We start from the raw sequence: 23299 nt of genomic DNA on the forward strand, positions 1-23299 counted from the left end.
CCGGGAAAGCCTCATCGCCGCCATGGCGGCTCCCACAGGAGCGGCAGACCCTCAGGCCGCCTGCACGATCGGGATGGCCTTCGGGTTGCGCCACTGCGCCAGCAGCTGCGCCTCCTGCGCCCGGGCCGCGTGCAGGTGGCGCTCCTTGATGTGGCCATAGCCGCGGATCCGCTCGGGCAGGCTGGCGATGCGCACGGCCAGCGGCAGGCGCTCGGCGTCGAGCGTGTCCAGCAGGCCGGCCACGGTGCGGCGGTAGTCCTCGATCAGCTGGCGCTCCATGCGCCGCTCGGCGCTGCGGCCGAACACGTCGAACACGCCGCCGCGCAGGAACTTCAGCCGGGCCAGCACGCCGAACGCGCGCAGCATCCACGGCCCGTAGGCGCGCTTGACCAGCTCGCCCTTGGCGTCGCGCCTGGCTAGCAGCGGCGGGGCCAGGTGGAACTGCAGGGTGTAGTCGCCTTCGAACTGCTGTTCGAGCTGGCGCTGGAATTCCCCGCTGGTATACAGCCGCGCGACCTCGTACTCGTCCTTGTAGGCCATCAGCTTGAACAGATAGCGCGCCACCGCCTCGGTCAGCGCCGTCGAGCCGGGCGCCCGGGCGCTCTCGGCCTCGCGGACCCGGGCGACGAAATCGGCATAGCGCGCCGCGTAGGCGGCGTCCTGGTAGTCGACCAGGAAGGCGCTGCGGCGCGCGATGGCCTCGTCCAGGGTGCGCGACAGGCGCGCGTCGTCCAGCGGCAGCAGCACCACGCCGTCGGCGGTGGCCGCGGCCGTGTCGGGCAGGCCGCGCACGCTGCGCGCGTTGTCGGGATTGCGCGGCGCGCTGGTGGCGCCCCATTCGGTGCCTTCCCAGTCGCCCGGCGGCAGCACACGCAGGTTGCGCGGCACGTGCTCCTCGCGGGTCTCGGTATTGCGCACCAGGCCGGCGGCCTGCTGCACGACGGGCAGATCGACCGCGGCCAGGCGGCCCCAGGCGAAAGCGGTCTTGTTCATCTCGATGGCCGCGCCGTTGAGCTCGATGGCGCGCATCAGCGCCTCGAATGCGATCGGCACCAGCCCCTGCTGCCAGGCATAGCCCAGCATGAACAGATTGGTGGCGATGGCATCGCCCAGCAGCGCGGTGGCCAGCTGGGTGGCATCGAGCAACAGCGGGTCGCGGCCGCCCAGGGCGACGTTGACCCCGGCGATGATCTCGGCCGCGGGGAACTGCATGTCCGGGTGCGTGGTGAAGGTGCCGGGCATGGCCTCATAGGTGTTGAGCACCACCTGCGCGCGCTCGCCGCGCACCTTGGACAGCACCCAGTAGTCGTTGACCACCACCATGTCGCAGCCCAGCACCAGGTCGGCCTCGCCGGCGGCGATGCGCACGGCGTGCAGGTCCTGCGGCGCGCGCGCCAGGCGCACGTGGGTGGTGACCGCACCGCCCTTCTGCGCCAGTCCGGTCTGGTCGAGCACGCTGGCGCCCTTGCCCTCCAGGTGCCCGGCCATGCCCAGCAGCGCGCCGATGGTCACCACGCCGGTGCCGCCGACGCCGGTGATCAGAATGTTCCAGGGCTCGCCCAGGTCGGACTTGAACGCCGGCGCCGGCAGCGCCTCGAGCAGCGCGGAGGCCTCGCTGCGCTGGCCCTTGCGCGGCCGGCCGTCGTGCACGGTGACGAAGCTGGGGCAGAAGCCCGACACGCAGGAGTAGTCCTTGTTGCAGTTGGACTGGTCGATGGCGCGCTTGCGGCCGAACTCGGTCTCCTTGGGCAGCACCGACACGCAGAAGCTCTTCTGCCCGCAGTCGCCGCAGCCCTCGCACACCAGCGAGTTGATCATCACCCGCTTGGGCGGATCGACCAGCTTGCCGCGCTTGCGGCGGCGGCGCTTCTCGGTGGCGCAGGTCTGCTCATAGATCAGCACCGACACGCCGCGCACCTGGCGCAGGCGCGCCTGCACGCTGTCCAGTTCGGCGCGGTCGTGGAATTCGGTGTCCGGCGGGAACAGGTCGCGCCGCCGCGACCACCTGGCGATCTCGTCGGACACCAGCACGAGGGTCTGCACGCCCTCGGCGCGCATCTGCGCGGCGATGTCCGGCACGCTCAGCGGACCATCGACGGGCTGGCCGCCGGTCATGGCGACAGCGTCGTTGTAGAGGATCTTGTAGGTGATGTTGACGCCGGTGGCGATCGACTGGCGGATGGCCAGCGAGCCGCTGTGGAAGTAGGTGCCGTCGCCCAGGTTCTGGAACACATGCTCGGTCGCGGTGAACGGCGCCTGCCCCGACCAGGTCACGCCTTCGCCGCCCATGTGGGTGAAGGTGTCGGTGCTGCGGTCCATCCAGGTGACCATGTAGTGGCAGCCGATGCCGCCCATCGCGCGCGCGCCCTCGGGCACGACGGTGGAGGTGTTGTGCGGGCAGCCGCTGCAGTAGTGCGGCACGCGCGGGAAGCTGGCGCGCGGCAGCGCCATCTCGGCTTCCTTGGCCTCCATCCAGCGCAGGCGCTGCTCGATCGATTCGGTCCTGGCGAAGCGCAGGATGCGCGCGCCGATCACGCCGGCGATGGTGGCCGGGGTCAGCTCGCCGGTGGAGGGCAGGATCCAGGCGCCGGCCTCGTCGTACTTGCCCACGATGCTGGGCCGCGCGCCGGCGCTGGCCGGCCAGTTGTAGAACAGCTCCTTCATCTGCCGCTCGATGAAGGCCTTCTTCTCCTCCACCACGACGATGTCCTCCAGCCCGCGCGCGAAGGCGGTGATGCCCACCGGCTCCAGCGGCCAGCTCATGCCGATCTTGTAGACGCGGATGCCGATGTCGCGGCAGGCCGCCTCGTCCAGGCCCAGGTACTCCAGCGCCTGCAGCACGTCCAAGTAGCTCTTGCCGGTGGTGACGATGCCCAGCCGCGCGCGCGGCGAGTCCAGCACCACCCGGTCGACCTGGTTGGCGCGGGCGAAGGCCTGCGCGGCGGCCACCGCGTAGCGATGCAGGCGCATCTCCTGGTCCAGCGGCGGATCGGGCCAGCGGATGCTCAGGCCGCCGGCCGGCATGGTGAAGTCCTCCGGCAGCACGATCCGCCGCGCGAACGGATCCACGTCCACCGAGGCCGAGGACTCCACGGTCTCGGCGATGGTCTTGAAGCCGATCCAGCGCCCGGTGTAGCGGCTCATCGCCCAGCCGACCAGGCCCAGGTCGAGGATGTCCTGCACGCCGGCCGGATTGAGCACCGGCATCATCGCGCTGACGAACTCTTCCTCGCTGCCGTGCGGCAGGGTCGAGCTGCGGCAGGCGTGGTCGTCGGCGGCCAGCGCCAGCACGCCGCCCAGCGGCGAGGTGCCCGCCGCGTTGGCGTGCTTGAACACATCGCCGCTGCGGTCCACGCCCGGGCCCTTGCCGTACCACATGCCGTACACGCCCGCGACGGTGGCGCCCGGGAACAGCGTGGTCTGCTGCGTGCCCCACAGCATGGTGGCAGCCAGGTCCTCGTTGAGGCCGGGCTGGAACTTCACCTTGGCCGCATCCAGGTGCCGGCGCGCGCGCCACAGCTCCAGGTCGAAGCCGCCCAGCGGGCTGCCGCGATAGCCGCTGACGAAGCCGGCGGTGTTCAGGCCGGCCGCATCGTCGCGCAGGCGCTGCATCAGCGGCAGCCGCACCAGCGCCTGCACGCCGGACAGGTAGATGCGCCCGTCGGTGCGCGTGTACTTGTGCTCCAGGGTGTAGTCGGTATCCAGCGTGGCCAGCGCCGGCGTGTCGGCGGACGAAGGCGAGGTGAGTTCTGCGGTGCTGGTCATGGGCTGGCCCGGTGGAAAGCGGCGTGGCGTGCGCGTGGCGATGGGCCTGGCGCGGCGGCAGTCTACAACCGCCTCGGGGCCGGCCTCACTTGGCGTTGCGGCAGGCGCGTTGCGACAATGCGCCCGATCCACGCTCTCGCGCCTGTCCGCGCAAGGAAACGCATGGCCTTCGATGCCTTCGCCCTGATCCTGGCCATGCTGGCCCTGGGGCTGTTGTTCGCGCGGCTGCGCCTGTTCCCGGAAGGGGCGGCGCATGTGCTCAATCTGGTAGTGCTCTACGTCTGCCTGCCGGCGGCGGTGCTGACTTTCGTGCCGCGCCTGCACCTGGATCCTTCGCTGCTGGGCCTGATGCTGACGCCGTGGATCCTGATGGGCGCGGTCTATGGCCTGGTCGCCATCGCCGGCCGCGCCTTGAAGCTGGCGCGCAGCGAACAGGCCGCGCTGCTGATCTGCGTGGGCTTCTCCAACTCCAGCTTCATCGGCTATCCGATGGTGCGGGCGCTGCTGGGCGACCATGCGCTGCCCTATGCGGTGGTGTACGACCAGTTCGGCACCTTCCTGATGCTGTCCACGCTCGGCATCGTGATCCTGGCGCGCTACTCGGGCGAGACGCCGCCGGGGGCCAGGCAGCTCGTCCTGCGGGTGGTGAAGTTCCCGCCGCTGTGGGCGCTGGTGTTCGCCGTCACGCTGATGCCCGCCGCGCCGCCGGCCTGGATCGCCAGCGGCCTGCAGCGCCTGGCCGATGCGATGCTGCCGCTGGTGATGCTCTCGGTCGGCCTGTCGATCCAGCTGCGGCTGCCGCGCCATGAACTCAAGCCGCTGGCCGTGGGCCTGGCGCTGCGCCTGCTGGTGATGCCGGCGCTGGCCATTCCACTGTCCTACGCCTTCGGTCTGCGTGGCCAGCTGTTCCAGGTCAACGTGCTCGAGTCGGCCATGCCGACCATGATCACCGCCGCGGCGCTGGCCATCTCGCACAACCTGGCCCCGCGCCTGTGCGCGGCGCTGACCGGTTACTCCATCGTGCTGTCGCTGGCCACGCTGCCCCTGCTGGCCTGGCTGTTGCCGCACCTGGCGCCTTGAGACGTGTCATCCTCGAGGTCGGGTTTTCAGGGACGAACCGACATGCGCCGCTTTGCCTTCGCCGCCGTTCTGCTGCTGGCCTTTCAGGTGCTTCCGGTCCGTGCGCAGGCGCAGGCCGCGGCCGACCAGACCGCGTCCGAGCAGCGCTTCAAGGCCTGGCAGGCGCAGTACGACCAGGCCCTGCAGCTGCACCTGCGCGGCGTGGCCTCCAGCGGCCAGGCGCGCGATCTCTATGCCGCCGCCGTGCTGTGGCCACGCGACGACGCCGACGCACGGCAAGGCACGGGCAAGCCGCCTGCCGCCGGGATCGACGAGCCCGGTGTCTGGATGCAGGCCGCGCTCGATGCGCGGCCGCGCGATGCGCTGGTCGCACGCTTCGAGGCGATGGGATGCCCCGGGGCCAACGTGCAATGCGACGCGGCCGGCGCGCTTGCGTTCCTGCAGCGCGAGGAAGGCGACAACCTGTTCGTGCAGCTGCTCGCCTTCATCGAGGCCCAGCAGCGCGGCGATGCCAAGGCAGCGGCCAAGGCCTGGCGCGCGGCCACGCAGGCGACGCGCTACGACGCGATGCAGATCGAGTTCGGCGGCCTGCTGGCGGATGCAGTCTCCGGCATGCCGGTGCCTCCCATGGATGCAGCGCTGCGCCAGGCGCTCGCGGCGCAGAACGCTATACCCAACGGCTCGCAACTGGCGGACTGGCCCAGGTTCAACGTGCTGACCATGCTGGCGACGCGGCCGATGCCCAATCTGGGCGTGGTCACCCGCTATTGCGATGAAACGCATACCCACGACGACCGCGAACGCTGGGACGACTGCAAATCGGTGTTCGCGCTGATGGCGCGGGACGGCAGCGACCTGATCAGCCGCCTGCTCGGCATCGGCGTGATGACGCGCCTGACGGCGGACACCCCGCAGGAACTGCGCTGGCGCGAGGAGCGGCGGCAGCTGCAATGGCTCCTGGCCGAAGGTTCGCGCTTCCTGCCGCCGGCAACGGGCGAAGTTCCGCTGGACACCTACCTGGATTGGCGACTGCGCGACGGCGAGATCGTCGCCCTGCGACGTCTGCTGGACGCCAACCACTGGCCGCTCAACCCGCCCGCGGGCTGGACGTCGGACAGGGCGACAGTGGCAGGGTCGCGGTAGCGCCCCGCCGGCCTTCAGGCGGCCGCCATCTCCTGGGAAGGCGCCTGCGCCGGGACGACCGGCGTGCGCTGGGACATGCACTGGCGGATCGCCGCCGTGACCCGCTCGAACACCGAGGCCGGGATGGCCAGCATCACCAGTTCGGCGCCCAGTTGGGTGGCGGCGTCGCCGCGCTGTCCCTGGTGCCAGGCGGTCAGGTCGAGCAGGGCGGCCATGTTCAGGCGCTGCTCGGCTCCGGAGGGATCGCGCAGCTCGGGCGCGGCGTGCTCGCACACCAGCGCGACCACCGTGTCGCGGAAATCGCCGTCGCGGCCGAACAGGTCGGCAAAGCAATGCAGGTCGACCACGCGCGCGAAGCGGGCCACGGCCGCGTCGGTGGCGCGTTCGACCACGGTGAACGCCTCCAGGCCCTGGCGATGCGCCGCGCGCTGGCGCACCCAGGCATAGCGCGAGCGGCCCAGCCGATAGCGCACCCAGCGCAGTGGCGCCAGCGCGTCCAGCGCGCGGTACAGCAGGCTCTTGCGCTGCCACGGCGCGCGCGGAACCAGGCTGAAGGGCGGGAAGCCGGACAGCAGCTTGCGCGCGACGGGGATGGGCAGGCGCACGGCGACTTCCTGCGCCAGCACCTGCACTTCGATGTGGCTGGCGCGCGCGGTGGCGGGCACCTGGCGCGCCAGATCGAGCACGGCGACGCGGCCGTCGGCCTGCTGATGCCGCGCGATCAGCTCGGCGGCCACCTGCGAGGGCGTGGCCTCCTCGCAGGTCTGGGGGTGGGGAAGGGAGTGTTCCATGGACTACGGGGCCGTTCCGTCGGGATCCGTGAGACCCCTGAGCGTACGTCAGCGCGGCCCTTGCGACAAGCGACAAGTATTTGGAATTACAGGGAAATGAGTGAGGATTGGTAGCGTCTTCCACGCGGTTCACCCCACCTGGGCCCAGCGGCGCGCTTGGCCGCCGTCGCACACCCGCGCCTCAGTGTGCCGGCACGGTGCGGCCGCGGGCCCAGTCGCGCAGCGCCTGGACCTGCTCGGCCATCAGCACCGAGAGCGGGCGGGTGGTGCGGATCTCGCGCATCAGGCCGTCGGTGTCCAGGGCGCGGCCCTCGGCGTGTGCGGTGTACAGGCCCGAGACGATGGCCTGCTCGATCTCGGCGCCGGAGAAGCCGTCGCTGGCCGCGGCCAGCGCAGGCAGGGCGAAGTCCTCGGCCACCAGCCTGCGTCGGCCCAGATGCAGCCGCAGCAGCTCGACCCGCGTGTCGGCGTCGGGCAGGTCGACGAAGAAGATCTCGTCGAAGCGTCCCTTGCGCAGCAGCTCCGGCGGCAGTTCGTGGACCTGGTTGGCGGTGGCCACGACGAACACCGGCGCGCTGCGCTCGGCCATCCAGGTCAGCAGGCTGCCGAGCACGCGCCGGGACACGCCGCCATCCTCGCCGCTCCCGCTGCTGGCCAGGCCCTTCTCGATCTCGTCGATCCACAGCACGCACGGCGCCAGCTGCTCGGCCGCGGCCAGCGCCTTGCGCAGGTTCTTCTCGGTCTCGCCGTGGTACTTGTCGTACAGCGCGCCCATGTCCAGGCGCAGCAGCGGCACGCCGAACCCGGCCGCGGTGGCCTTGGCCAGCATCGACTTGCCGCAGCCCTGCACCCCCAGCAGCAGCATGCCGCGCGGCGGGTCCAGGCCCGGCGGCGGCGCGGTGGAGGCGAACACGCTGCGGCGCTGGGCGATCCAGCGCTTGAGCCGGTCGGCGCCGGCCACCTCGTCCAGCCGCGTGCCGTCGTATTCGTACTGCAGCTGGCCGCCACGGCCGAGCAGCTCGAACTTCAGCCTGGCCAGCTGCGGCAGATCGCCAGGGCCGAGCACGCCGTCGTCGTAGATCAGGTGGCGCGCGATGCGCCGCGCGTCGACCAGGTCCAGCCCGGCCAGGTTGCGGATGATCTGCTGGGCCGCGGCAGTGTCCACCTCGACCCGCCGCCCGCCGTTCTCGGCCGGGTAGGCGGCCACTTCCTCGCGCAGCATCTTCAGCAGCGCCGCTGCATCGGGCAGGCGCGGGCTGAAGCGCACCGCCAGCGGCTCGAGCGTTTCGGGCAGCGCGACCCGGGCGCCGACCAGCACCACCACGTGCGGCTGGCAATGGCGGCGCTGGACGATGTCGCGCAGCTGGCGCTGGTGGCCGGCGTATTCCAGATACGGGGCGAAGTCGAGCAGCAGGTAGACGCCGCGCTGCTCGGCCGCCTTGATCGCCTGCAGGGCCGCACCGGCCTCGGGCGCGCCTTCGGCCGCGTCCTCGCGGTCCATGTCCAGCCGGCGCAGGCCCTCGGTGGCCGACCAGCGATAGAGCGCGCGCCAGACCTGGGCCAGGGACTGGCGGAACAGGTCCACCACGCGCGCCTCGTCCTGGGTCTCGATGACGATCAGCGGCGTTCCGGCGCGGATCAGCGCGGTCAGGTCCTTCAACTCGCTCATGGGCACTCCTTGCGGGGCGAGCGAACATAGCAGAGCGCACCCTCGCCACGGGCCGGAGGCCGGCTGGTGGCTTTCACGGCCGACGGTGTACGCTCCGGCTTCCCGGACGAGTGCGAAGGCGTGAGCGCATGAAGACCATCCTGGTCGCCAGTTCCAAGGGCGGTGCGGGCAAGACCACGGTGGCCACCAATCTGGCCGCGTATTACGCCCTGCAGGGCCAGCGCACGGTCCTGGTGGACGCCGATCCCCAGGAATCGGCCACGCGCTGGGCCCAGCGCCGCGCCGAGCTTCCCAGCGCCGTGTTGCCGCTCAGCGGCACCGGCAAGAAGTGGGCGTCCAGGCTGCCGGCCGACACCCAGACCGTGATCGCCGACGGCCGCGCCGGCGCCATGGCCGATGAGCTGGAAGCGCTGCTGGACGCCGCCGATGCGGTGGTGGTGCCGGTACTGCCCTCAGGGCTCGACATCGAAGCCACCGTCGGCTTCCTCAACTCGCTGTCCAAGGTCCCGCGCGTGCACAAGCGCAAGCTGCCGGTGGGCCTGGTCCTCAACCGCGCCAAGCCCTGGACCCACACCGCCCAGCAGGCACTGGAGATGATGGGAGAATGGCCCTATCCGGTGGTCGCCACCCTGCGCGATACCCAGGCCTATGTGGTCATGGCCGGACTGGGACGCAGCCTGTTCGATTACCACTCCCTGCAGGTGCGCGATCACCAGCAGGACTGGCAGCCGCTGCTCGCCTGGCTGGATGCGGTCTGATCACGCAGCTCCCGATAAGGTCGTCCCATGCGTGAACTCATCCTCCTGCGCCATGCCCATGCCGAGCCCGCCCTGCCCGGCCAGTCCGATTTCGACCGCCCCCTGGCCCCGCACGGCCAGGCCGAGGCCGAGGCGGCCGGGCGCTGGATCAAGGACCAGCGCCTGATCCCCGACCGCGTGCTGTGCTCGCCCGCGCGCCGCACCCGCGAGACGCTCGAAGCGGTGCTGGCCACCACCGGCTACGTCGAACAGCGCCTGGAACAGGCCATCTACGAGGCCACCGCCGGCACCCTGATCGGCCTGGCCGATGCGCACCGCGATGTCGACCGCCTGCTGCTGCTGGGCCATAACCCCGGGCTGGAACAACTGGCGGCGCTGCTGCACAGCGGCAGCACCAGCGACTACCGCGGCATGCCCACCGGCTCGGTGGTCGTGTTGACCTTCGCCGAGGACGGCCCGATCGAACCGGGCGCGGCGAGCCTGTCGGCGTTCTGGTGGCCGTGAAGGCGAAGGCCTGGATCCGGTTCTGTCTCGGCGCCGGGCTGACCCTCTGCACCGCCGCCGCCGCGCAGTCGCGCACCATGCCGCTGGACAAGCAGCACACGCGGCTGGGCTTCGCGCTGTCCACGCGCTGGGGGCAGACGCTGGAAGGCAACTTCCCGCGCTACGACGGGGTGGTGCACGTGCTGCCCGACGGCCGACACCAGGTGACCCTGCACATGTACACGGCCGACGTGCAGATCGGCGACCATACGCGCTATGCGCAGTGGGCGCGCGGCAGCGCGTTCTTCGATGCGGAAAAATGGCCGGAAGTGGTGTTCGTGTCCTACCCCTATGACAGTGCGGTGCTCAAAGGCGGCGGCCAGCTCGAGGGTGAGCTGGTGATCCGCGGCATCCGCCGCCCGGAGACCCTCACGGTCACGCCCGAGCCCTGTGCGCGCCCTGGCGTGGACTGCGATGTGGTGCTGTCCGGCGAGGTGCGCCGCAGCGACTACGACATGGACGGCTTCCGGCTGGCGCTCAGCGACAAGGTGCAGTTCCTGCTGCGCGCGCGCGTGCAGGCACCGGAGCGGGAGCCCAAACCTTGAGGAAGCTGTTGGGGGCCTTCGCCCTGCTGCTGTCCCTGCTGGGCAGCGGCTGCGCCAGCCTGTCCCAGGCCGATCATGCACGGGCGGTGCAGATCGCCCAGGCCGCCCGTTCGCAGGTGATCGATTGCCAGGGCGCCAACGCCTGCGCCGAGCCCTCAGCGCTGCGCGATCTGGCCGACAAGGCGCGCGCCGATTCCACGCCCAAGGTGCCGCGCCACTACGCGCTGCTGCTGGACCGCGGCGAGGACTCGCTGCTGGCGCGGCTCAACCTGATCCGCTCCGCGCGCCACAGCATCGACGTGCAGACCTACATCTTCGACACCGACGACAGCGCGCGGCTGGTGCTGGACGAGCTGCTGGCCGCCGCGCGCCGCGGCGTGCAGGTGCGGGTGCTGATCGACCAGCTCACCGCCATTCCGAACCTGGACATGCTAGCGGCGCTGTCCGGCGCGCACCGCAACTTCGCCCTGCGCCTGTACAACCCAACCTTCAACCAGGCCGTGCCGGGCTACCTGGACTATGCGGCCAGCGTGGTGTGCTGCTTCCGGCGCTTCAACCAGCGCATGCATACCAAGCTGCTGCTGGTGGACGATGCGGTCGGCATCACCGGCGGGCGCAACTACCAGGACGACTATTACGACTGGGATTCGGAATACAATTTCCGCGACCGCGACGTGCTGATCGCAGGCCCGGAAGGCGCGGACATGGGGCGCAGCTTCGACCAGTTCTGGGACGCGCCGCGCAGCATCCCGGCCGAGCGGCTCAGCGACGTCGGCCGCACGCTGCTCGAGAAAGGCGTGCCGCCGATGCCGCCGGAGGCGTTCAAGCGCCCCGACCGCGTCGCCGACATGGGCGCCGACGCCAGCGACCCGGAGGTGATCCAGCAGCGCCTGGTCGACCGCGCGCTGGAAGTTGGCACGGTCAGCTACGTGGCCGACACCCCGCGCAAGCATCGCGCCGATGATCCCGAGACCGCCGCGCCCTCGGACTGGGAGTTGGGCACGCTGCTGACCCGCGCGCAGGACGAGATCCTGATGCAGACGCCGTACCTGATCATGTCCAAGCAGGCCAAGCGCTTCTTCAAGGGCCTGCGCACGCGGCCGGTGCCGCCGGCGGTGGTGGTGTCCACCAACAGCCTGGCCGCCACCGACAATCCGATCGTGTATTCGGTGTCGGCCAAGTACAAGCGCATGTACCTGCGCGAGCTCGGCTTCCAGCTCTACGAATACAAGCCGTTCCCGGCCGACGCGCCGGTGGACGTGGCCACGCTGCTGCCGGTGCCGCCGGTGGCGCTGCCCGGGCAGGAACCGGCACCGATGCCCGAGCAGGACGTGCCGCGCAGCACCGCCATCCGCACCTCGATGCCCGGCAGCCGGCCCTTCGGCATGGTGGACCGCGACGAGCAGCAGGACCGCGCCACGCGCCGCGCGCGCGAACGCAACCGCGTGGACCGGCGCCTGCAGCGCGCCGAGGGCCGGCCCTCGTTCCTCAGCAAGGGCCCGCACAGCGACCCGCTGCCGCTCAAGCGCGCCGGCGTGCGCATGGGCCTGCATGCCAAGTCGATGGTGATCGACGACGACATCGCGGTCATCGGCACGCACAACTTCGACCCGCGCTCGCTCGACTACAACACCGAGGCGGTGGTGGTGATCCCCAACCGCGCCTTCGCCCAGCAGCTGGAGCAGAGCATCCGCCGCGACATCGAGCCGGAGAATTCCTGGGTAATCGCGCCCCGGCCCAAGCCGGGCGTGTTCTCGGGCATCAACTACAGCCTGGACAAGGTGTCCTCGGCGCTGCCGGTGTTCGACATCTGGCCCTGGCGCTATGCCACCAGCTACGAATTCGTGCCCAGCGAACAGTGCCCGGGCCCGCTGCCGGTCAAGGATCCGATGTTCCACGCCTGCTACAAGTCGGTGGGCGACTTCCCCGAGGTGAGCATCGGGCCCAAGCGGCTGTACGCGCGCATCCTGATCGCCTTCGGCGCCGGCCTGGTGCCGATCCTCTGACGCTTCACGTTTTAGAAGGACACTGCCATGACTTTCCGCGTCCCCGTCGATATCGACGCGCTCAATGCCATGTCGGCCGGCAACCTGGTCGGCCACCTGGGCATCGTCATCACCGAGGCCGGCCCGGACTGGCTGCGCGGCACCATGCCGGTGGCCGCGCACACCCACCAGCCGTTCGGCCTGCTGCACGGCGGCGCCTCGGTGGTGCTGGCCGAGACGCTGGGCAGCCTGGCCGGCGGCCTGAGCGTGCTCGATCCCGAGCGGCACGCCGTGGTCGGCCTGGAGATCAACGCCAACCACATCCGCGGCGAGCGCGCCGGCACCGTCACCGGCACCGCGCGCGCGATCCACATCGGCCGCAGCACCCAGGTCTGGGACATCCGCATCGAGAACGAGCGCGGCAAGCCGGTGTGCGTCTCGCGCCTGACCCTGGCGGTGGTGCCCAAGCCGGCGGCCTGATCGGCCGCGCGGGCCGCGCGCCGGCCCGGCGCAACGCTGCTTCCGGTCGGCTGTTGTAGCCGGCCCCGGACCCATCCGGTATCTTGCCTGGATGAGTCCGTCCCCCTCTCTGGCGCCTGCTGCCCCCGGTGCCGGCCGCGCCTTCCGCTATCTGCTCCGCACGCCGCTGCTGCTGATCCACGTGCTGGTCATGCTGCCGCTGCTGCTGCTGACCATGGTGCCGCTGTGGGCGGGCCTGCCGCTGCGCGGGCGCACGGTCAAGCAGTTCTCCGTCGAGCACTGGTCGGCCGCGCTGATGCGCATCTTCGGCTTCCGCCTGCGTCGCAGCGGCACGCCGCTGCAGGGGGCGGTGATGTTCGTCTCCAACCACGTCAGCTGGGTGGACATCGAGATGGTGCACAGCCAGCGCATGGTCGGCTTCGTGGCCAAGCAGGAGATCCGCGGCTGGCCCGTGGTGGGCTGGCTGGCGCAGCGCGGGGAGACCATCTTCCACCAGCGCGGCAGCACCGAGTCGCTGGGCGGGGTGATGGAGGCGATGCTGGAGCGGCTGAAGGAAGGCCGCCCGGTGGCGGTGTTCCCGGAAGGTCGCACCCGCGACGGCAGCGAGGTCGGCCCGTTCCACGCGCGCATCTTCCAGCCGGCGGTCGAGGCGGCCGTGCCGGTGCAGCCGGTGGCGCTGCGCTACGGCGTGCGCGGCGATGCGCAGCAGGTGGTGGCCTTCGGCCCGCACGAGAGCTTCTTCGCGAACTTTCTACGCCTGTTGGGCGAACCTTCGCGCGTGGCCGAGATCTGCTTCCTCGAACCCATCTTCCCCGACCAGGTCCAGGGCCGTCGGCAGATCGCCGACACGGCCCGGGCGCGCATCGTCGCGGCGATGGAGGCCTGAGCATGCTGGGCTTCGGCGCACGCGCGGGCCTGATGGGCGCCTCCCTGGCGCCGGCGCAGTCCGACGTGGGCCAGGCGCCGGTCAGCGCCAGCAGCTACGCGCCGCCGCGCTGGCTGCGCAACGCGCATCTGCAGTCGATCCTGAGTTCGAGCGACCTGCGCCGCCGGCGCGGTCTGCGCCGGCTGCAGGCGATGGGCGCGGTCAGCACCGAGCACATCTTCGACGGCGGCGCCGGCGTGCGCCTGCAGGGCTGGCACAGCATCGTGCCGGGCATGGAGGTGCGCGGCCTGGCGCTGCTGCTGCACGGCTGGGAGGGCAGTTCGGAATCCAGCTACATGCGCATGACCGCCGCCAGCCTGCTGGAGGCCGGTTACGAGGTGGTGCGGCTGAATTTCCGCGACCACGGCCAGACCCACCACCTCAACGAGGACATCTTCCACTCCTGCCTGCTGCCCGAGGTGCTGCACGCGGCCTGCGATGTGGCGCAGCGGTTCCCGTCGCGGCCGATGGTCGCGGCCGGTTACTCGCTCGGCGGCAACTTCGCGCTGCGGGTGGCGCTGCGCGCGCCGGCGTTCGGGCTGCCGCTCAAGGCCGTGGCCGCGGTGTGCCCGGTGCTGGACCCGCAGTCCACGCTGACCGGGATGGAGCAGGGCCTGCCGCTGTACCACTGGTACTTCCAGCGCAAGTGGCGCCATTCGCTGGAGATCAAGCGTCAGCTGTTCCCCGAGCGCCATGTCTACGACGACACGGTGCTGTCGTTGAGCGTGCGCGAGCTGACCCGCTGGATGGTCGAGCACGAGACCGACTTCGGCACGCTGGAGAACTATCTGGACGGCTATTCCATCGCCGGCAACCGGCTGGCCGAGATGACCGTGCCGGCGCACATCCTGATGGCTCAGGACGATCCGGTGATTCCCTTCGCCGACTTCGCCCGCTGGCAGCTGCCGGCCAGCGTGGCGCTGGAAGTGGCGCGCTGGGGCGGCCATTGCGGCTTCATCGAGAACGCGCACTGCGACGGGTTCGGCGAGCGCTGGGTGACTGATCGGCTCACCCGCGACTAGCGTCCGCGCCGCGCCCGGCGCGCCGTCTTCCCAGCTTCCTTCGATACGGAGACTTGCCATGCGCATCCATAGCGACAGTTTCGCCAACGGCGCCCCGATCCCGGCCGAGTTCGCCGGCGGCGATGCCCAGGGTTTCGCGCCCGACCGCAATCCGCACCTGGCCTGGGAGCAGGCGCCGGCCGGCACGCGCAGTTTCGCGCTGCTCGTGGTCGATCCGGACGTGCCGACGGTGCCGGAGACCACCAACCGCGACGACATGGAGGTGCCGGCCGACCAGCCGCGGCAGGACTTCTATCACTGGGTGATGGTCGACATCCCGGCCCAGGTGCAGGCGCTCGCGGCGGGCAGCTGTGCCGACGGTTTCATCGCCGGCGGCAAGCGCACGCCTGAAGGTCCGTCCGGCGCGCGCCAGGGGCTGAACGACTACACCGGCTATTTCGATGGTAATGCGCAGCTGGCCGGGCAGTACTTCGGCTACGACGGGCCTTATCCGCCGTACAACGATGCGCGCCTGCATCACTACCATTTCCGGTTGTACGCGCTGGACCTGGAGCGCGTGCCGGTGGAGGGTGCGTTCACCGGGCAGGACGTGCTGAAGGCGATCGAAGGCCATGTGCTGGGGCAGGCCTAGTGGGTCGGCACCTATACGCTCAACCCCAAGCTGTCGGGCTGAGTTGTTTGCGCCTCTCTCGTAGAGAGGCCTCTTCTTCCCGAGTAAGCGGTCGCGGTGCCTGAGTGCTCTCGGCTTCGGCGGGGCAGCGGTCCGGCGGGCGGGGGCCGCTTATCCCTCAATCAGGGCATCCTGCCCTGATTCGGGCGCTCGGCTCCTGCCTCGCTAGGCGCGGCCCCCGCCCGCCGGCCCGCTGCCTCGCGCGTCAGGTCACAGCGCTTCGGTTTGCGCGGTCGTTCGAGACCCTCGCCCATGCGCAGAGCGCGATCAGCGAAGGGAAGGGCTTCGACTTGAGGCCCCCTCCCTTGCGCGCAGCGCAGGGGAGCTCGAAGTCGCGGCTAGCGACTGAGGGGGAGGGGTCGGGGCTTTCCCGGGAAAGCCACCGAAGCAAGAGCAAGAGCAAAAGCACCCCACCCCGGCCCTCCCCTTCGCCTGCGGCGAAAGGGAGGGGGCAGAGCGCTTGCGCAATGCCTTCGTGGGAAGAAGTCCTGATCTGCACGCTCGCGGAGCCTCGACCCGGCCGGGCGCGCGGAGAGCGGGCCATGGATGGCCCGCGGCGGCGAGTCCGCCAGGGATGGCGGACCGAGCCGAGGAGCCGTGCCCGGCCGGGTCGAGGCTGGTCGGCGAAGTGAGCGCAAGCCCCAGCGCGCATGTCATCGACAGACCTGGGTGACGCGCTCCGGCAAGAAAAAAGCCCGTGCATCGCGCGGGCTTTTCGTCTTATCGGTTGCCGCGGGTCAGGCGCCGCTGGGCAGGAACAGCAGCAGGGCCACGCCCAGCAAGATGCGATACACCGCAAAGCCGGTGTAGCGGTGGGACTTGATGAAGCCCAGCAGCCAGCGCACCACGATAAAGCCGGTCACGGCCGCGGCCAGGAAGGCCACCGCCACCGCGGTCCAGTCGACCTGGCCCAGCTGTCCGTCCTTGGCCAGCTCCAGGAAGGTGTAGCCGCTGGCGGCGAACATGGTCGGGATGCCGACCAGGAAGGCGAATTCTGTCGCCGACGAGCGCCGGCTGGTGCCGGCCAGCATCGCAATGAAGATCGCCGCGGCCGAGCGCGAGGTGCCGGGGAACACGCCGGCCACCACCTGCGCCAGGCCGACCAGCACCGCCACCGTCCAGGTCACGTTGGGGCTGTCGCCGCGGCGCTCGGCCAGGCGTTCGGCCACGATCATCCAGAGGCCGCCGATGATCAGCGCCCAGGCCACCGGGGTCACCGTCTCGGGCAGCGCCCAGCCCAGCTTGCGCACCGCCAGGCCCACCACCGCGGTGACCAGGAAGGCGGTGCCGAGCTTGAACAGGTAGTCGCGCTGGACCGGGTCGCGCCAGCCCAGCGCCAGGCTCACCAGCCGCTGCCGGAACACCAGCACCACCGCGATGATCGCGCCGGCCTGGATGACGATGTTGAAGAAATCGGTCTGCCGCGGCAGCCAGTGCTGGGCGATCAGCAGGTGCCCGGTGCTGGAGATGGGCAGGAATTCGGTCAGGCCTTCGAGGATGCCGAGCAGCAGCGCGGCCAGGAGTTCGGACATGGGGCAGGGCGCAACGTGGGGGAGGCCGAAGCATAAGGCGAATCGCATTTGCACGCTTTGGGTGCTAGTTTCAGTCGATGCACCTTCAAAGTGCATCCGGTTGGTGCGCGGCGTGAAGAGGATGTAGAGAAAACAGGGACTTAGCGCGCCCTCCGGGTTGGCACGCGGCTTGCGATAAGGCCGTCACACATTCCACCTCACCACCGATTCGAGGAGCAAAGATGTCCGTCGACAAAGTCGAAAAGCTGATCAAGGACTCCAAGGCGGAGTTCGTCGACCTGCGTTTCGTTGACCTGCGCGGCGTGCAGCAGCACGTGACTTTCCCGGCGAGCATCGTCGAGCCCAGCCTGTTCGAGGAAGGCAAGATGTTCGACGGCAGCTCCATCGCCGGCTGGAAGGGCATCAACGAATCGGACATGGTCCTCATGCCCGACGCCGACACGGCCTATCTGGATCCGTTCTACGCCGATCCGACCATCAACCTGACCTGCGACGTGCTGGACCCGGCCACGATGACCTCGTACCTGCGCTGCCCGCGCGGCGTGGCCAAGCGCGCCGAGGCCTACCTGCAGTCCTCGGGCATCGCCGATGTGGCCTTCTTCGGCCCGGAGCCGGAGTTCTTCATCTTCGACTCGGTGCGCTTCGCCAACGAGATGGGCAACACCTTCTTCAAGATCGACTCCGAGGAGGCGGCCTGGAACAGCGCGGCCAAGTACGAAGGCGGCAACAGCGGCTACCGTCCGGGCGTGAAGGGCGGTTACTTCCCCGTCCCGCCGACCGACTCGCTGCACGACATCCGCGCCGAGATGGTCAAGACCCTGGAGCAGGTCGGCATCGAGACCGAGGTGCACCACCACGAGGTGGCCACCGCCGGCCAGTGCGAGATCGGCACCAAGTTCAACACGCTGGTGAAGAAGGCCGATGAGCTGCTGATGATGAAGTACATCATCAAGAACGTGGCCTTCCGCAACGGCAAGACCGCCACCTTCATGCCCAAGCCGATCGTCGGCGACAACGGCAGCGGCATGCACGTGCACCAGTCGCTGGCCAAGGGCGGCACCAACCTGTTCTCCGGCGACGGCTACGGCGGCCTGTCGCAGATGGCGCTGTGGTACATCGGCGGCATCTTCAAGCACGCCAAGGCGATCAACGCCTTCGCCAACTCGGGTACCAACAGCTACAAGCGCCTGGTGCCGGGCTTCGAGGCGCCGGTGATGCTGGCCTACTCGGCGCGCAACCGCTCGGCCTCGTGCCGCATCCCGTGGGTCAACAGCCCGAAGGCGCGCCGCATCGAGATCCGCTTCCCCGATCCGCTGCAGTCCGGCTACCTGACCTTCACCGCGCTGATGATGGCCGGCCTGGACGGCATCAAGAACCAGATCGACCCGGGCGCGGCTTCGGACAAGGATCTCTACGATCTGCCGCCGGAAGAAGAGAAGCTGATCCCGCAGGTCTGTTCCTCGCTGGACCAGGCCCTGGCCGCGCTGGACGCCGACCGCGACTTCCTCAAGGCCGGCGATGTGTTCTCCGACGACCTGATCGACGGCTACATCGACCTGAAGATGCAGGAAGTCACCAAGTTCCGCGCGGCGACCCACCCGCTCGAGTACCAGCTGTACTACGCCAACTGAGCAAACGCGGCGATGGCGGTGGGTCCCCCCTCCCACCCACTGCCATCGCTGCACCTCATCTGAGCGCTTCCGGTGCACGGCCGACGGAAGCCGCAATGCCACGCTGGGGCGGCTGTGAACCATGCAGTGCTGGGGACGCGTCATCGAAGACGCCCATGGGCCGCACGCCCTCCCTCCCACGTCGTACGCACGGGTCCTTGCTCCCGCGCGCTCGACGCGGCCCTTGGGCGCTTCATCGTGGCGCCGGCGCGATGCCGGCGACCACCTTCGATTCGGCTTATCGCGCCGCTCTTTCGTCCGGCCCCGCGCCGGGCGCTCCAACCATCATCGGGGAATGTGCATGAAACTGATCACCGCCATCATCCGCCCCTTCAAGCTGGACGAAGTCCGCGAGGCGCTGTCGCAGACAGGCGTCTCGGGCATCACCGTCACGGAAGTGAAGGGCTTCGGCCGCCAGAAGGGCCACACCGAGCTGTATCGCGGCGCCGAGTACGTCGTCGATTTCCTGCCGAAGATCAAGATCGAAACCGTCGTCACCGAAGAGCGTCTGGATGCGGTCATCGAGGCCATCCAGCAGGCCGCCGGCACCGGCAAGATCGGTGACGGCAAGATCTTCGTGACCACGATCGACCAGGTCATCCGCATCCGCACCGGCGAAGTCGGCGCCGACGCGCTCTAACCCCTCCGGAGAGACCCCCCATGAAGACTCGTCTGCTCTCCGCCCTGACCACCCGCCTGCAGGTGCTGTGCGCGGCCGCCGCGCTGGGCCTGCTGGCCGCCGGTACCGTATCCACCGTCGCCGCGCAGGAAGCCACCGCGCCTGCCGCCACGGAGGCCCCGGCCACCACCGCCCCGGCGGACGCCGCGCCTGAACCGGTCGCTGCCCCGTCCGCCGCCGCGGCCACGGCCGCACCGGCCGCCGAGATCGTCGACAAGGGCGACGTGGCCTGGATGCTGACCTCCACGCTGCTGGTGCTGATGATGGTGGTGCCCGGCCTGGCGCTGTTCTACGGCGGCATGGTACGCGCCAAGAACGTGCTCTCGGTGCTGATCCAGGTCATCACCGTGTTCTCGCTGATCGCCATCCTGTGGGTCGCCTACGGCTACAGCCTGGCCTTCTCGGGCGACGGCAAGTGGATCGGCAATCTGGACAAGCTCTTCCTCAAGGGCGTGACCACCGAGACGCTGGCAGCCACCTTCACCAAGGGCGTCAGCCTGCCCGAGCAGGTGTTCGTCTGCTTCCAGCTGACCTTCGCCGGCATCACCGGCGCGCTGATCGTCGGCGCCTTCGCCGAGCGCGTGAAGTTCGCCGCGGTGCTGCTGTTCGCGCTGATCTGGTTCACGGCCGGCTATCTGCCGATTGCACACATGGTCTGGGCGACCGGCGGCTTCCTGTTCGAGCGCGGCGCGCTGGACTTCGCCGGCGGCACGGTCGTGCACATCAATGCCGGTGTCGCCGGTCTGGTGGGCTCGTACTTCGTCGGCAAGCGCATCGGCTTCGGCCAGGTCGCGCTGCGGCCGCACAACGTCACCTACACCTTCGTCGGTGCGGCGCTGCTGTGGGTGGGCTGGTTCGGCTTCAACGCCGGTTCCAACCTGGAAGCCAACGCCGGCGCGGCGCTGGCCTTCCTCAACACGATGCTGGCGACCGCCGCGGCGATCCTGGCCTGGGCGCTGGCCGAGAAGCTGTTCAAGGGCAAGTCCTCCGCCCTGGGCGTGGCCTCCGGTGCGGTGGCCGGCCTGGTCGGCATCACCCCGGCCTGCGGCACGGTGGGTCCGTTCGGCGCGATCGCCATCGGCGCCATCGCCGCGTTCGTCTGCGTGTGGGGCGTGACCGGCCTGAAGAAGCTGCTCAAGGCCGACGACACGCTGGACGTGTTCGGCGTGCACGGCATCGGCGGCATCGTCGGCGCCGTCCTGACCGGTGTGTTCTCGGCCGCGTCGCTGGGTGGGGTGAAGGGCGATGGTTACTCCATCCCGCACCAGGTGCTGATCCAGATCGAGGGCGTGGCGATCACCGTGGCCTGGATCGGCGTGGTGTCCGTGGTGGGCTTCGCGATTGCCAAGCTGGTGTTCGGCCTGCGCGTGAGCGAGGACGCCGAGCGCGAGGGCCTGGACATCACCTCGCATGGCGAGGCGGCCTACGAGGCCTGACCGCTCCCGTCGGCGGCATTGCACTAAGATGGTGCAATGCTGCCGCCGGACTCCACGGACCCGCTTCCCGAACCCCCGGAACGCGCTGTGAGCGAGATTCCCACCCCGGACGCGCTGAGCACGCCGGTGGCCTGGGCCGATTCCGCCGGCACGGTCCTGGGCGTCAATGCCGCCTTCGCGCGCTGGCTGGGTGTCAGCCAGCGCCGCCTGGTCGGACGCCCCCTGGCCGCATTGGAAATGGATGGCGATGCCATGGCCCGTTTTCTCCGCAATACCGACCGCGACCTGCTGCGCCTGCACCGGGTCGCCCTGGGCTTCCCCGGCGGGGCCGCGCGCTTCGCCGAGGGCTGGCTCTCGCGTGCAGACGCCGGTGGCTGGCTGCTGGAAGCCCATCCGGTCGACGACTTCCCCGCGCTGGACCCGGCCCAGGCCATGCCCAGCGCGCTGGCCGCCGCCCTGCGCGGCCTGGCCCATGAACTGCGCAACCCGCTGGCCGGCCTGAAGGGCGCCGCGCAGCTGCTCTCGCGCCGCGCGCAGAACCGCGCGGACAACGAGGACGAACGCGCCCTGATCGGCCTGATCGAGTCCGAGGCCGAGCGGCTCAACGCCCTGCTGGACCGGCTGCTGTCGCCGACCTCGCAGCGCCCGCACGCCGCGCTCAACATCCACGCCGTGCTCGAGCGCGTGCTGCGCCTGGCCGAGGCCGAGGGCGCCTGGCACGGCCGCCTGCAGCGCGATTACGACCCCAGCCTGCCGGAGCTGCACGGCGACGCCGACCGCCTGACCCAGGCGGTGTGGAACCTGGTCGGCAACGCCATGCAGGCCGGGGCCGCGCTGATCACCCTGCGCACCCGCGTCGAGCACGGGCTGCGCATCCACGATCAGCTGCATGCGCGCGCGCTGCGGCTGGAGATCATCGACGACGGCCGCGGCGTGCCCGAGGAGCTGGCCGAGCACCTGTTCCTGCCGCTGGTCAGCGGCCGCGCCGAGGGCAGCGGCCTGGGCCTGGCGCTGGCCCAGCAGGTGGCGCGCGAGCATCGCGGCTCGCTGGGCTTCCGCTCGCGCCCGGGGCACACCGTCTTCACCCTGTTGCTGCCGCAATCGCGCGATGCCGCCGAGGAGGGACGCCATGCCCACTGAGGAAAGCCAGCGCATCTGGGTCGTCGACGACGACCGCTCGGTCCGCTTCGTGCTGGCCACCGCGCTGCGCGACGCGGGCTACGACGTGGACGGCTTCGACAGCGCCGCCTCGGCGCTGCAGGCGCTGGGCACGCGCGGCGTGCCGGACCTGCTGTTCACCGACGTGCGCATGCCCGGCGAGGACGGCCTCAAGCTGCTGGACCGGCTCAAGCATGCGCATCCGAGCCTGCCGGTGATCGTGATGTCGGCTTATACCGATGTGGCCAGCACGGCAGGCGCGTTCCGCGGCGGTGCGCAGGAGTTCCTGTCCAAGCCCTTCGACCTGGACGATGCGGTGGCCCTGGCCGCGCGCGCGCTGCCCAGCCTGGAGCCCAGCGAGGCCGCCGTCGCCGAACCGGTGGCGGAGACGCGCAACGGCACGCCGGAGCTGATCGGCGACACGCCGGCCATGCGCGGGCTGTTCCGCGCGATCGGCCGCCTGGCGCAGGCGCCGCTGTCGGTGCTGGTCACCGGCGAGACCGGCACCGGCAAGGAGCTGGTCGCGCGCGCCCTGCACAACGAGTCCCCGCGCGCGCGCAAGCCGTTCGTGGCGCTCAATACCGCGGCCATTCCGGCCGAGCTGCTGGAAAGCGAGCTGTTCGGCCACGAGGCCGGTGCGTTCACCGGCGCGCAGCGGCGACACATCGGCCGCTTCGAGCAGGCCGACGGCGGCACGCTGTTCCTGGACGAGATCGGCGACATGCCGCTGCCGCTGCAGACGCGGCTGCTGCGCGTGCTGGCCGAGGGCGAGTTCTTCCGCGTCGGCGGGCGCGAGCTGATCCGCGTAGACGTGCGCGTGATCGCCGCCACCCACCAGGACCTGGAAGGCCTGGTGCAGGCCGGCCGCTTCCGCGCCGACCTGCTGCATCGCCTGGACGTGGTGCGCCTGCAGCTGCCGCCGCTGCGCGAGCGCCGCGGCGACGTGTCGCGTCTGGCCGAGAACTTCCTGGCCCAGGCCTGCGCCAAGCTCGGCATGCCGGCCAAGCGCGTGGCCCCGTCCGCGCGCGAGGCGCTGCGCGCGCACGACTGGCCCGGCAATGTGCGCGAGCTGGAGAACGTGTGCTGGCGCCTGGCCGCGCTGGCGCCGTCGGACACCATCACCGTGGGCGATGTCGAACAGGCCCTGCCGCATGGCGCCAGGTCGTCCACGCGCGATGCCGCCGACTGGGACGCGCTGCTCGGCCAGTGGGCGCGCGCGCGCCTGGCCGAAGGTGCCGATGGCCTGCACGCCGAGGCGCGCACGCGCCTGGACCGCGCCCTGCTGGAAGCGGCGCTGCAGTTCACCAACGGCCGACGTGCCGATGCCGCCGCGCGGCTGGGCGTGGGCCGCAACACGATCACGCGCAAGCTGGGTTCCGGGCGCCGTCGCAGCTGATTGCGTGCGGCAAGGGCCGCCGATGCGATGACGCGATGGTCACCGCGCCGCC

General features: G+C 70.4%; 19 protein-coding genes. 15 read left to right on the top strand and 4 right to left on the bottom strand.

The window, feature by feature from the left end; genetic code table 11:
* Nucleotides 1–51: 51 nt before the first annotated feature.
* Complete coding sequence (locus EAT51_RS12815) at nt 52–3765, bottom strand: indolepyruvate ferredoxin oxidoreductase family protein (protein WP_130561716.1); 3714 nt, start codon at nt 3763–3765, stop codon at nt 52–54.
* Between the two features lie 162 nt (nt 3766–3927).
* Between EAT51_RS12815 and EAT51_RS12820 the strand changes: the two genes are divergently transcribed.
* Together EAT51_RS12820 and EAT51_RS12825 are read left to right on the top strand one after the other, a co-directional pair.
* Complete coding sequence (locus EAT51_RS12820) at nt 3928–4845, top strand: AEC family transporter (protein WP_130520796.1); 918 nt, start codon at nt 3928–3930, stop codon at nt 4843–4845.
* 42 nt (nt 4846–4887) lie between these two features.
* On the top strand, nt 4888–5988 hold the full coding sequence (locus EAT51_RS12825; protein ID WP_130520799.1) for a hypothetical protein: 1101 nt from the start codon (nt 4888–4890) through the stop codon (nt 5986–5988).
* Between the two features lie 14 nt (nt 5989–6002).
* Here the strand turns inward: EAT51_RS12825 and EAT51_RS12830 are convergent, their stop codons facing one another.
* Both EAT51_RS12830 and EAT51_RS12835 read right to left on the bottom strand, forming a co-directional pair.
* Complete coding sequence (locus EAT51_RS12830) at nt 6003–6779, bottom strand: hypothetical protein (protein ID WP_130561717.1); 777 nt, start codon at nt 6777–6779, stop codon at nt 6003–6005.
* A gap of 181 nt (nt 6780–6960) precedes the next feature.
* Entirely contained in the window at nt 6961–8448 is a 1488-nt protein-coding gene (locus EAT51_RS12835; RefSeq protein WP_130520803.1) for an AAA family ATPase, read from the bottom strand.
* 128 nt (nt 8449–8576) lie between these two features.
* On the opposite strand from EAT51_RS12835, the gene EAT51_RS12840 reads away from it, so the two are divergent.
* The 8 genes from EAT51_RS12840 (at nt 8577) to EAT51_RS12875 (ending at nt 15337) form a co-directional block, all read left to right on the top strand.
* The gene (locus EAT51_RS12840; RefSeq protein ID WP_130520805.1) at nt 8577–9206 is read left to right on the top strand and encodes a ParA family protein; all 630 of its coding nucleotides are present in this window, start codon (nt 8577–8579) and stop codon (nt 9204–9206) included.
* Nucleotides 9207–9233: 27 nt separating this feature from the next.
* The gene (locus EAT51_RS12845; RefSeq protein WP_130520807.1) at nt 9234–9710 is read left to right on the top strand and encodes a SixA phosphatase family protein; all 477 of its coding nucleotides are present in this window, start codon (nt 9234–9236) and stop codon (nt 9708–9710) included.
* Nucleotides 9701–10294: a YceI family protein gene (locus EAT51_RS12850; protein ID WP_228257928.1), complete on the top strand. Its 594-nt coding sequence runs from the start codon at nt 9701–9703 to the stop codon at nt 10292–10294. Before EAT51_RS12845 ends, EAT51_RS12850 begins: the two co-directional genes overlap by 10 nt.
* Nucleotides 10291–12300, top strand: a complete 2010-nt coding sequence (locus EAT51_RS12855; RefSeq protein ID WP_228257929.1) for a phospholipase D family protein — start codon at nt 10291–10293, stop codon at nt 12298–12300. The genes EAT51_RS12850 and EAT51_RS12855 overlap by 4 nt, the downstream gene beginning before the upstream one ends.
* 27 nt (nt 12301–12327) lie before the next feature.
* Nucleotides 12328–12759, top strand: a complete 432-nt coding sequence (locus EAT51_RS12860; RefSeq protein ID WP_130520809.1) for a hotdog fold thioesterase — start codon at nt 12328–12330, stop codon at nt 12757–12759.
* Between the two features lie 91 nt (nt 12760–12850).
* On the top strand, nt 12851–13645 hold the full coding sequence (locus tag EAT51_RS12865) for a lysophospholipid acyltransferase family protein (protein WP_130520811.1): 795 nt from the start codon (nt 12851–12853) through the stop codon (nt 13643–13645).
* A gap of 32 nt (nt 13646–13677) precedes the next feature.
* Nucleotides 13678–14706: a YheT family hydrolase gene (locus tag EAT51_RS12870; protein ID WP_130520892.1), complete on the top strand. Its 1029-nt coding sequence runs from the start codon at nt 13678–13680 to the stop codon at nt 14704–14706.
* A 58-nt stretch (nt 14707–14764) separates the two neighbouring features.
* Nucleotides 14765–15337, top strand: coding sequence for a YbhB/YbcL family Raf kinase inhibitor-like protein (locus EAT51_RS12875; RefSeq protein WP_130520813.1), 573 nt, complete (start codon nt 14765–14767; stop codon nt 15335–15337).
* 776 nt (nt 15338–16113) lie between these two features.
* On the opposite strand, the gene EAT51_RS12880 is transcribed toward EAT51_RS12875, so the two are convergent.
* A complete protein-coding gene (locus EAT51_RS12880; protein WP_130520815.1) occupies nt 16114–16908 on the bottom strand; it encodes an undecaprenyl-diphosphate phosphatase in 795 nt (264 codons plus the stop codon).
* Nucleotides 16909–17129: 221 nt separating this feature from the next.
* Here EAT51_RS12880 and glnA point away from each other — a divergent pair, with 221 nt between their 5' ends.
* The 5 genes from glnA to ntrC all read left to right on the top strand — a co-directional run bounded on the left by glnA (nt 17130) and on the right by ntrC (nt 23247).
* Nucleotides 17130–18539 carry a type I glutamate--ammonia ligase gene (glnA, locus tag EAT51_RS12885; RefSeq protein ID WP_130520817.1) on the top strand — a complete coding sequence of 470 codons (1410 nt, stop codon included), beginning with the start codon at nt 17130–17132 and terminating at the stop codon, nt 18537–18539.
* 340 nt (nt 18540–18879) lie between these two features.
* Nucleotides 18880–19218, top strand: coding sequence for a P-II family nitrogen regulator (locus EAT51_RS12890; protein WP_130520819.1), 339 nt, complete (start codon nt 18880–18882; stop codon nt 19216–19218).
* Between the two features lie 20 nt (nt 19219–19238).
* Entirely contained in the window at nt 19239–20693 is a 1455-nt protein-coding gene (locus tag EAT51_RS12895; protein WP_205953626.1) for an ammonium transporter, read from the top strand.
* Between the two features lie 87 nt (nt 20694–20780).
* On the top strand, nt 20781–21833 hold the full coding sequence (locus EAT51_RS12900) for a two-component system sensor histidine kinase NtrB (protein ID WP_425478240.1): 1053 nt from the start codon (nt 20781–20783) through the stop codon (nt 21831–21833).
* Nucleotides 21823–23247, top strand: a complete 1425-nt coding sequence (ntrC, locus tag EAT51_RS12905) for a nitrogen regulation protein NR(I) (protein ID WP_130520823.1) — start codon at nt 21823–21825, stop codon at nt 23245–23247. Before EAT51_RS12900 ends, ntrC begins: the two co-directional genes overlap by 11 nt.
* Nucleotides 23248–23299: the final 52 nt, after the last annotated feature.

Origin of the sequence: Pseudoxanthomonas winnipegensis (assembly GCF_004283755.1) — a bacterium.
Classification (GTDB): Bacteria; Pseudomonadota; Gammaproteobacteria; order Xanthomonadales; family Xanthomonadaceae; genus Pseudoxanthomonas_A; species Pseudoxanthomonas_A winnipegensis.

Coding starts and splice junctions, on each gene's coding strand:
- EAT51_RS12870 (WP_130520892.1), top strand. CDS start 13,678: ATGGGCGCCTCCCTGGCGCCGGCGCAGTCCGACGTGGGCCAGGCGCCG.
- EAT51_RS12880 (WP_130520815.1), bottom strand. CDS start 16,908: ATGTCCGAACTCCTGGCCGCGCTGCTGCTCGGCATCCTCGAAGGCCTG.
- EAT51_RS12845 (WP_130520807.1), top strand. CDS start 9,234: ATGCGTGAACTCATCCTCCTGCGCCATGCCCATGCCGAGCCCGCCCTG.
- EAT51_RS12830 (WP_130561717.1), bottom strand. CDS start 6,779: ATGGAACACTCCCTTCCCCACCCCCAGACCTGCGAGGAGGCCACGCCC.
- EAT51_RS12840 (WP_130520805.1), top strand. CDS start 8,577: ATGAAGACCATCCTGGTCGCCAGTTCCAAGGGCGGTGCGGGCAAGACC.
- EAT51_RS12875 (WP_130520813.1), top strand. CDS start 14,765: ATGCGCATCCATAGCGACAGTTTCGCCAACGGCGCCCCGATCCCGGCC.
- ntrC (WP_130520823.1), top strand. CDS start 21,823: ATGCCCACTGAGGAAAGCCAGCGCATCTGGGTCGTCGACGACGACCGC.
- EAT51_RS12895 (WP_205953626.1), top strand. CDS start 19,239: ATGAAGACTCGTCTGCTCTCCGCCCTGACCACCCGCCTGCAGGTGCTG.
- EAT51_RS12865 (WP_130520811.1), top strand. CDS start 12,851: ATGAGTCCGTCCCCCTCTCTGGCGCCTGCTGCCCCCGGTGCCGGCCGC.
- EAT51_RS12825 (WP_130520799.1), top strand. CDS start 4,888: ATGCGCCGCTTTGCCTTCGCCGCCGTTCTGCTGCTGGCCTTTCAGGTG.
- EAT51_RS12820 (WP_130520796.1), top strand. CDS start 3,928: ATGGCCTTCGATGCCTTCGCCCTGATCCTGGCCATGCTGGCCCTGGGG.
- EAT51_RS12815 (WP_130561716.1), bottom strand. CDS start 3,765: ATGACCAGCACCGCAGAACTCACCTCGCCTTCGTCCGCCGACACGCCG.
- EAT51_RS12890 (WP_130520819.1), top strand. CDS start 18,880: ATGAAACTGATCACCGCCATCATCCGCCCCTTCAAGCTGGACGAAGTC.
- glnA (WP_130520817.1), top strand. CDS start 17,130: ATGTCCGTCGACAAAGTCGAAAAGCTGATCAAGGACTCCAAGGCGGAG.
- EAT51_RS12860 (WP_130520809.1), top strand. CDS start 12,328: ATGACTTTCCGCGTCCCCGTCGATATCGACGCGCTCAATGCCATGTCG.
- EAT51_RS12835 (WP_130520803.1), bottom strand. CDS start 8,448: ATGAGCGAGTTGAAGGACCTGACCGCGCTGATCCGCGCCGGAACGCCG.